Origin of the sequence: Pseudomonas syringae (genome assembly GCF_021606685.1) — a bacterium.
Lineage (GTDB): Bacteria > Pseudomonadota > Gammaproteobacteria > Pseudomonadales > Pseudomonadaceae > Aquipseudomonas > Aquipseudomonas syringae_R.
The window spans coordinates 60,208-67,614 of record NZ_WKCB01000023.1 but is presented as its reverse complement, the minus strand read 5'-3'; the positions used below and the strand labels follow the sequence as shown (position 1 = coordinate 67,614).

The 7,407-nt window shown below is 62.1% G+C and carries 9 protein-coding genes; 5 read left to right on the top strand and 4 right to left on the bottom strand.

Features of this window, described 5'->3' with window-relative positions:
* Positions 1-47: 47 nt before the first annotated feature.
* Entirely contained in the window at positions 48-1,235 is a 1,188-nt protein-coding gene (locus tag GIW02_RS11825; protein WP_236419299.1) for a CynX/NimT family MFS transporter, read from the top strand.
* Between the two features lie 137 nt (positions 1,236-1,372).
* Positions 1,373-2,308 carry a LysR family transcriptional regulator gene (locus GIW02_RS11820; protein WP_236419297.1) on the top strand — a complete coding sequence of 312 codons (936 nt, stop codon included), beginning with the start codon at positions 1,373-1,375 and terminating at the stop codon, positions 2,306-2,308.
* Between the two features lie 3 nt (positions 2,309-2,311).
* Here the strand turns inward: GIW02_RS11820 and GIW02_RS11815 are convergent, their stop codons facing one another.
* Positions 2,312-2,674, bottom strand: a complete 363-nt coding sequence (locus GIW02_RS11815) for a 5-carboxymethyl-2-hydroxymuconate Delta-isomerase (protein ID WP_236419296.1) — start codon at positions 2,672-2,674, stop codon at positions 2,312-2,314.
* A 55-nt stretch (positions 2,675-2,729) separates the two neighbouring features.
* Positions 2,730-3,653, bottom strand: coding sequence for a LysR substrate-binding domain-containing protein (locus GIW02_RS11810; RefSeq protein ID WP_236419294.1), 924 nt, complete (start codon positions 3,651-3,653; stop codon positions 2,730-2,732).
* A gap of 129 nt (positions 3,654-3,782) precedes the next feature.
* On the opposite strand from GIW02_RS11810, the gene GIW02_RS11805 reads away from it, so the two are divergent.
* A complete protein-coding gene (locus tag GIW02_RS11805) occupies positions 3,783-3,962 on the top strand; it encodes a hypothetical protein (RefSeq protein ID WP_236419301.1) in 180 nt (59 codons plus the stop codon).
* 12 nt (positions 3,963-3,974) lie between these two features.
* Here the strand turns inward: GIW02_RS11805 and GIW02_RS11800 are convergent, their stop codons facing one another.
* The gene (locus GIW02_RS11800) at positions 3,975-4,121 is read right to left on the bottom strand and encodes a hypothetical protein (protein ID WP_236419292.1); all 147 of its coding nucleotides are present in this window, start codon (positions 4,119-4,121) and stop codon (positions 3,975-3,977) included.
* Positions 4,122-4,319: 198 nt separating this feature from the next.
* Here GIW02_RS11800 and tcuC point away from each other — a divergent pair, with 198 nt between their 5' ends.
* Both tcuC and GIW02_RS11790 read left to right on the top strand, forming a co-directional pair.
* Complete coding sequence (gene tcuC / locus GIW02_RS11795) at positions 4,320-5,627, top strand: MFS transporter (RefSeq protein WP_236419290.1); 1,308 nt, start codon at positions 4,320-4,322, stop codon at positions 5,625-5,627.
* Positions 5,624-6,382 carry a substrate-binding domain-containing protein gene (locus GIW02_RS11790; RefSeq protein ID WP_236419288.1) on the top strand — a complete coding sequence of 253 codons (759 nt, stop codon included), beginning with the start codon at positions 5,624-5,626 and terminating at the stop codon, positions 6,380-6,382. The genes tcuC and GIW02_RS11790 overlap by 4 nt, the downstream gene beginning before the upstream one ends.
* Here GIW02_RS11790 and GIW02_RS11785 read toward each other — a convergent pair.
* Positions 6,374-7,276 (bottom strand): LysR family transcriptional regulator, encoded by a 903-nt coding sequence (locus GIW02_RS11785; RefSeq protein ID WP_236421873.1) that lies wholly within the window; start codon positions 7,274-7,276, stop codon positions 6,374-6,376. The genes GIW02_RS11790 and GIW02_RS11785 overlap by 9 nt on opposite strands.
* Positions 7,277-7,407: the final 131 nt, after the last annotated feature.

The following is a 7,407-nucleotide window of genomic DNA, read 5'->3' as shown; positions in this document are numbered from 1 at the left end:
ACCCCCGCCCATGGCCTGATTCGCCCTTGTTCACTCAAGGCAGGCCCATGGAAAACGTTCACGCTAAACCCACCACCGCCCTCTGGCTGATGATCAGCGTGGTGCTGGTCGCCCTCAACCTGCGCCCGTCGATGGCCGCCATTGGCCCGCTGTTGTCATCGATTCGCGCCGATGTGCCGCTGAGTTTCAGCAGCGCCGCCCTGCTGACCATGTTGCCGGTCATGGCCATGGGCTTGGCGATGTTCCTGGGCATGGGCCTGGCCAAACGCGTGGGCGAGCACCGCAGCATTGTGCTGTCGCTGCTGGTGATTGGCGTGGCCACGCTGTCGCGGTTGTTTATGGAGTCGGCGCTGGAGTTGATCGTCAGCGCCATCGCCGCCGGGGTGGGGATCGCGATAATCCAGGCGTTGATGCCGGCGCTGATCAAGTCGCGGTTCAGCGCCAACGTGTCGTTGTTCATGGGCTTGTACGTCACGGCCATCATGGGCGGTGCTGCGTTAGCGGCGTCGTTCGCGCCGTTCGTGCAGGTGCAGACCGGCAGCTGGCGCATCGGCCTGGCGATCTGGGCTTTGCTAGCAGTGCTCGCCCTGGTGTGCTGGTGCGCCCAGCGCGCGGTGCTGCCGCCCTTGCCGCAAGCCGGGGCCGGCGCGCAGGCGTCGTTTTTCGGCAATCGGCGCGCCTGGCTGCTGGCGATATTTTTTGGCCTCGGCACGGCGTCCTACACCTGCGTGCTCGCATGGTTGGCGCCGTACTACGGGGAGCAAGGCTGGAGCGAACAAAACGCCGGGCTGCTGCTGGGCTTTCTGACGGCGATGGAGGTGGTGTCGGGCCTCATCACCCCGGCCATCGCCAACCGCCGCCAGGACAAACGCGGGGTGGTCGCGGTGCTGCTGGTGCTGATCATCCTCGGGTTCTGCGGCCTGATCCTCAGCCCGCAACACCTGAGTTTGCTATGGCCGTGCATGCTGGGCCTGGGCATCGGCGGGCTGTTCCCGATGAGCCTGATCCTGTCCCTCGACCACCTGGACAACCCGCGCCGCGCCGGGAGCCTGACGGCCTTTGTGCAAGGCATCGGCTACCTGATTGCAGGCCTGTCGCCGTTGATCGCGGGGATGATCCGTGACCAGCTCGGCAGCTTTGAATGGGCCTGGTGGGCGCTGACCGCCGTGGTCGTGGTGATGCTGCTGATCGTCACGCGCTTCAACCCACAGCATTACGCACGGCATATCCACTGACGTCGTGTTGCAAACAGTATTTGTCCCACTCCAAACATAGAAACGACCTACAGTGCTTTCTATTGGCACGCCCGTTCCGTTAAGCTTTTGCGCTTGTCGCGCGCTGTTGCAGTGCCAAGGCTTACCGGACGGAATGGATGCTAAACAGTAACTTGCTCAGAAAGCTCGATATGCAGGACTTGATGGTGTTTATTGCCGTCTACGACCAGAGCAGCGTTACCGAGGTGTCAGAAACGCTGCATGTCAGCCAGTCCACCGTGAGCTACAGCCTCAAGAAGCTGCGCACCAGTTTCGAGGATGAGCTGTTTATCAACACGCGGGCGGGCATGCGTCCTACGTACAAGGCCAGCACCATGTACGGCCATGTGCAGAAAATTCTCGAAAGCATCAACCTCTGCCACGCCGGCGACCAGGCCTTCGACCCGACTCAGAAGGCCGTGACGTTCAACGTGTGCGCGCCGGAATATTTCGAACAGTTGATTCTGCCGCGCCTGCTCAAGCACTTCGACCGGGCCGACCTGCCCGTGATCGTCAATGTGCAGAAGCTGGAAAGCGATATCCCCGCCGACGACCTGCGCGACGGCCGCCTCGACCTGGTGATCTGCTTCGGCCCGCACTTTCATCGCGCCCACAAAGGCTTCAAGACCCAGATGCTGCTGGAGGACGATCTGGTGTGCGTCTTCGACAAACGCTCGGCGCCCCAGGAGCCAGCGTTCAGCCTGCAATCGTTCGTGGCGCGGCGCCACGTATTCCCCACGCCCTGGACCTCCGACACCAACATGATCGACGGCTGGCTGGCGCGCCAGGCCCACAAGCGCCAGGTGATCGCCCGCGCGAACAGCTACAGCGCGGCCTTGAAAATGATCACCGGTACCGACTTTATCGTCACCCTGCCGCGCCGCGTGCAAAGGCAACTGGCGCCGGCCACGCTGTTCGGCCACTGCGAAGCGCCTAACGGGTTGCCGGGGTTTACCCTGGAGATGCAGTGGAACGAAACCAGTCAACAGGACAGCGCCAATACCTGGTTTCGTGAGCAGGTGGTGAAGGTGTGCGCCGATGAGGGCCTGTTGTAAGCGTCAGCCGATAGCGACTTTGCTGTAGGAATCACGGTCCATGTCGACCAACTGGACACTCAGTTGAACCTGTACACCCTCCGGCCAATCCCCCGCGTCCTGCAACGCCGCCAGCAGGCTTTGCGACAGTTGCTGCTTGACCTGCGGGGAGCGCCCGCTGAGCAGCGACAGCTTCACCGCGATAAAGCCACGCGCGTTGAGGGAAGTACCGACCTGGTAGCTCTCGACCTTGACCGCACGGCTTTTGATATCCAACTCGGACGCAAACTGCCCGGACACCATCAGCACGTTATTAAGCCGCAGCAGGGTCTTTTCGACGGCCAGGCCTGTGAGGTTGGCGGTGTATTCCAGGTGCAGATGCGGCATGGATGGCTCCGAGGATTTCGTAGGAAGATTGGTAGATATATCACGGATAAAAGCATCAGGCCTGGTTCGCCACCCCTCGATCACTCATAAACGCTTCCAGCCGTGAGCGTACCCAGCGCTCGGCCGGGTCGGTGTCCACATGGCTGAGCCAGACCATGGACAAATCCAGGGTCGGCGTCTCGAACGGAAACGGCTCGCAGAACAGCTGGCCCGACACCGCCATGGCTTCGGCCGTGTAGTCCGGCAGGCTGGCGATCAGGTCGGTGCCGGCCAGCAAGGCCGGCAACGCGCTGTATTGCGGCACCGACAGCACCACATGACGCTTGCGGCCGATTTCCGCCAGCCACTCATCGGCAAACCCGGCCACGTTGGCGGTGTGGGACACCAGCACATGGGGACGTGAGCAATATTCATCGAGGGTCAGCGGTGTGTCGGAGGCGTCGGCGCGCAGCAGACGCGGGCGGATGTGGCGCAGCAGTTTGCGCTTCGCATTGGCCGGCAGGCCGCGGGTCTGGGTAATCCCGACAGTGATATCGCCGGACGCCAGCAGATCGGGAATCCGCCAGTAGTCGACGTGCTGGACCACAAACACCACTTGCGGCGCTTCCTGACGCAAAGCGCGCAGCAACGGCGGCAACAGGCCGAACTCGACGTCATCGGACAGGCCGATACGAAAGGTCATGGTGCTGATGGACGGGTCGAAATCATGGGTCAGGCTCAGGGCCGATGACAGCGAATCCAGGGCCGGCGACAGGTGCTGGATGATTTCCTCGGCCCGCGCGGTGGGCTCCATGCGATGCCCCACGCGAATGAACAGTGGGTCGTTGAACAAGGTACGCAAACGGTTGAGGGCCGAACTGATGGTCGGCTGGCCGAGAAACAGCTTCTCCGCCACCCGCGTCACGTTGCGCTCAAGCATCAGTGCTTCGAAGACCACCATCAGATTGATGTCGGCCTTGCGTAATTCATTGCGATTCATCGGCGCCTGCCCCTTCCCCCAATACAAGCCGCAGTTTAGAAAGCGCGGGGGCCTGCGTCTATGTGCACACTGTTCATCCTGCGGCTTTGCGACTATAAATCAGCTCTCAAAGGTCGCAGGAACACCCTAGTGCTGGTCATGTTTGCCTCGGCCATCGTCGTGGCCGGGTTCAGTCTCTGGGCCATCCGTTTTGTCGCCCACCCCACCGCCCGCACCTTGTTACGGGTGTTTGTCGGCCTGTGCCTGGCGGCGGTACTGGCGTTTCTGGTGCTGGCCTGGGGATTTCCCATTGCCCTGCTGGTTTCATAACCGGCTGGGCCATCAGGGCTTCAGCGGACGCTCCTGATCACGTTCTGAAAGCTCTGTACCGTCGTCCGGATGTTTCCAGGTCTGCGGTTTTTCCTCTTCACGCTGCCGCCGGGGTTGCTCACGCTCCGGCTCATCCCGCCGCTTCTGTTCGTTACCCATTGCCCTCTCCCAGCCATAAGAATTGGTCACGCCTTCAAGCATAGAACAGCACACGCGCGTTGAACGGCCTGGCGCATTGATAGCCAGCGCGCATCAATCCATCCAAATTTGTCACTTATCATTTCTAAATGTGTCAGCCACTATTCTCAGTCTTAGGCGAAACAAGCACTTTAAAAAGAACGCTGGAGACACAAAACCATGACTAGCCCTACCCGGCCCGACTCTGCTCGTTCGAAAGTTGGTGCGGTATTCCGCGTTACTTCGGGCAACTTTCTCGAACAGTTCGACTTCTTCCTGTTCGGTTTCTACGCCACCTACATCGCTGCCGCGTTCTTCCCGGCGGCTAATGAGTTTGCGTCATTAATGATGACCTTCGCCGTATTCGGCGCAGGCTTCCTGATGCGACCTCTGGGCGCAATCATTCTCGGTGCCTACATCGATGACGTCGGTCGCCGCAAAGGGCTGATCGTGACCCTCTCGATCATGGCCAGCGGTACGCTGTTGATCGTGCTGGTGCCGGGTTATCACACCATTGGCCTGTGGGCCCCCTTGCTGGTATTGCTCGGCCGTCTGTTGCAAGGCTTCTCGGCCGGCGCGGAGCTGGGCGGCGTGTCGGTTTACCTGTCGGAAATGGCCACCCCTGGCCGCAAAGGCTTCTACACCAGCTGGCAGTCGGGCAGCCAGCAGATTTCCATCGTGGTCGCCGCCGCGCTGGGCTATGGCCTGAACGTGTGGATGGAACCTGCGGTGGTGGCCGATTGGGGCTGGCGCATTCCGTTTGCCATCGGCTGCGTGATCATCCCGTTCATCTTCATCCTGCGGCGCAACCTGCAGGAAACCGAAGAGTTCGCCAACCGCAAGCATCGTCCGACCATGCGCGAAGTGCTGGCGACCCTGGTGAAGAACTGGACCGTGGTGATCGGCGGCATGCTGATGGTGGCGATGACTACTACTGCGTTCTACCTGATCACCGTGTACGCACCGACCTTCGGCAAGACCGTGCTGCAACTGAGCACCTCTGATGCCCTGCTGGTGACCTTGCTGGTGGCCGTGTCGAACTTTGTCTGGCTGCCGATCGGCGGCACGCTGAGCGACCGTTTCGGCCGCAAGCCGGTGCTGATCGCCATGACCGTATTGACCGTTCTCACGGCTTACCCGGCGCTGTCCTACGTGGTAAACGCCCCAAGCTTCGGTCATATGCTGGAGACCCTGCTGTGGTTCTCCTTCCTCTACGGCATGTACAACGGCGCGATGATCCCGGCCCTCACCGAAATCATGCCGGTGGAAGTACGCGTGGCAGGCTTCTCCCTGGCCTATAGCCTGGCGACTGCGATCTTCGGCGGTTTCACCCCGGCGATCTCCACCTGGTTCATCCACATCACCGGGGACAAGGCTTCGCCGGCCTACTGGATGATGTTCGCCGCGTTGTGCGCCCTGTGCGCAACCCTGGCCCTGTACCGCCGCGCCAACGCTCGCGGCCAGGTGATGCAGGGAGCCGCGCAATGAAGATGCTGCTCAAGACCCTGACGGCCCTGGCCCTCGGCGCCCTGGCGCTGACGGCCCAGGCCGAACAGCTCAAGGTGATGACCTCGGGCGGCTTCACGGCTGCGTATAAATTGCTCGCTCCGCACTACGCCCAGCACAGCGGCGACAGCCTGGACACGATCCTCGGCCCGTCGATGGGCAAGGCGCCGGAAGCGATTCCCAACCGCCTGGCCCGTGGCGAACACGCCGACGTGGTGATCATGGTCGGCTACGCCCTGGATGAGCTGATCAAACAGGGCAAGGTCGACCCCGCCTCCCGCGTGGAACTGGCGGACTCGCGCATTGGCCTGGTGGTGAAGGCCGGCGCGGCCAAACCGGCGATCGGCACCGATGCCGAACTGAAAGCCGTGCTGAGTAAAGCCAAGTCCGTGGCGTACTCGGACAGCGCCAGCGGCGTGTACGTCGAGAAAGAGCTGTTCAAAAAGCTCGGCATGCCCGCCAAGGGCACCATGATCGAACGCGTCCCGGTGGCCGAGCAGGTTGCCAAGGGTGACTACGAGGTGGGGTTGCAGCAGGTGGCGGAGTTGTTGCCGGTGCCGGGTGTGACCTATGTCGGCAAGATCCCCGAAGACGTGCAATCGGTGACGCGCTTTGCGGCGGGCATTCCGGTCAACGCCGAACACCCGGCGCAGGCCAAGGCGCTGCTGCAATACCTGGCCTCGCCCGAGGCGCAACCGATGGTGCAATCCACCGGCCTGGACTCGGTGTCACGCTGACCGAAACGGCATCTCCCGCACCAACCGCTCCAGCTCCAGCGCCGCCGGTGGCAATGTCCGCCCGCGGCGCTTGATCAAGCCCACATTGCGCATTACCTGCGGCTCCACCAGCGGCACACTCACCAGAATCGGGTGCTCGCCCGCCGGCATGGCAATCGACGGCACCATCGCCACCCCCAGCCCCGCCTCCACCAGCCCGATCATGGTAGTGACGTGATGCGTCTCACAGATACTCGGCTTTTTCACCCGCACGCCACGCAGGGCCTGGTCCAGCAGGAAGCGATTGCCCGAGGTCTTGTCGACGGTGATGTAGTCGTGCTCATAGGCTTCGACCCAGCTCACGCTCTCGCGCCCGGCCAGCGGGTGATCACGGCGACACGCCAGCACATAGCGCTCCTGCAATAACAGCTCGAACTCCACTTCATCGGCCAGGCTGCCGCTGAAACTCACACCGAAATCCGCCTCGCCACTTTCCACCGCACTGCACACCTCGCCGGCACTCGCATCCAGCACCCGCAGGCGGATCTTGGGGTACAGCTTGTGGAATTCGGAGATCACGTGGGGCATGAAGTAATACGCGGTGGACGGCACGCAGGCGATGGTCACGTTGCCCATTCGCGTCGAGGCGACGTTACTGATACCCATCAGGGCAATGTCGAGGTCGTCGAGCATGCGCTCGACCTGCGGCAGGAATGCGCGCCCGACCATGGTCAGGCTGACCCGCCGCGTGGTGCGCTCGAACAGCTTCACATCCAGCGCGGATTCAAGCTTTTCGATGCGCCGGCTGAGGGCCGGCTGCGAGATACGGATGGCCTCGGCGGCGCCGCGAAAACTGCCCTTGTCTACCACGGCGCGGAAGGCTTGGAGGTCGTTGAGATCGAAGTTGATGATCACAGGTGGCAGCCAGTTGAGTCGGGAATGGGCGGCATTATCCTCTGGCGGCCGGGTGCACGCTAACGAAACCGAGCCGGCCAAGCGCAGATTCGCCTGAAGTGCCCGCCGCAAGCGGCTTACCGCGAATGAAC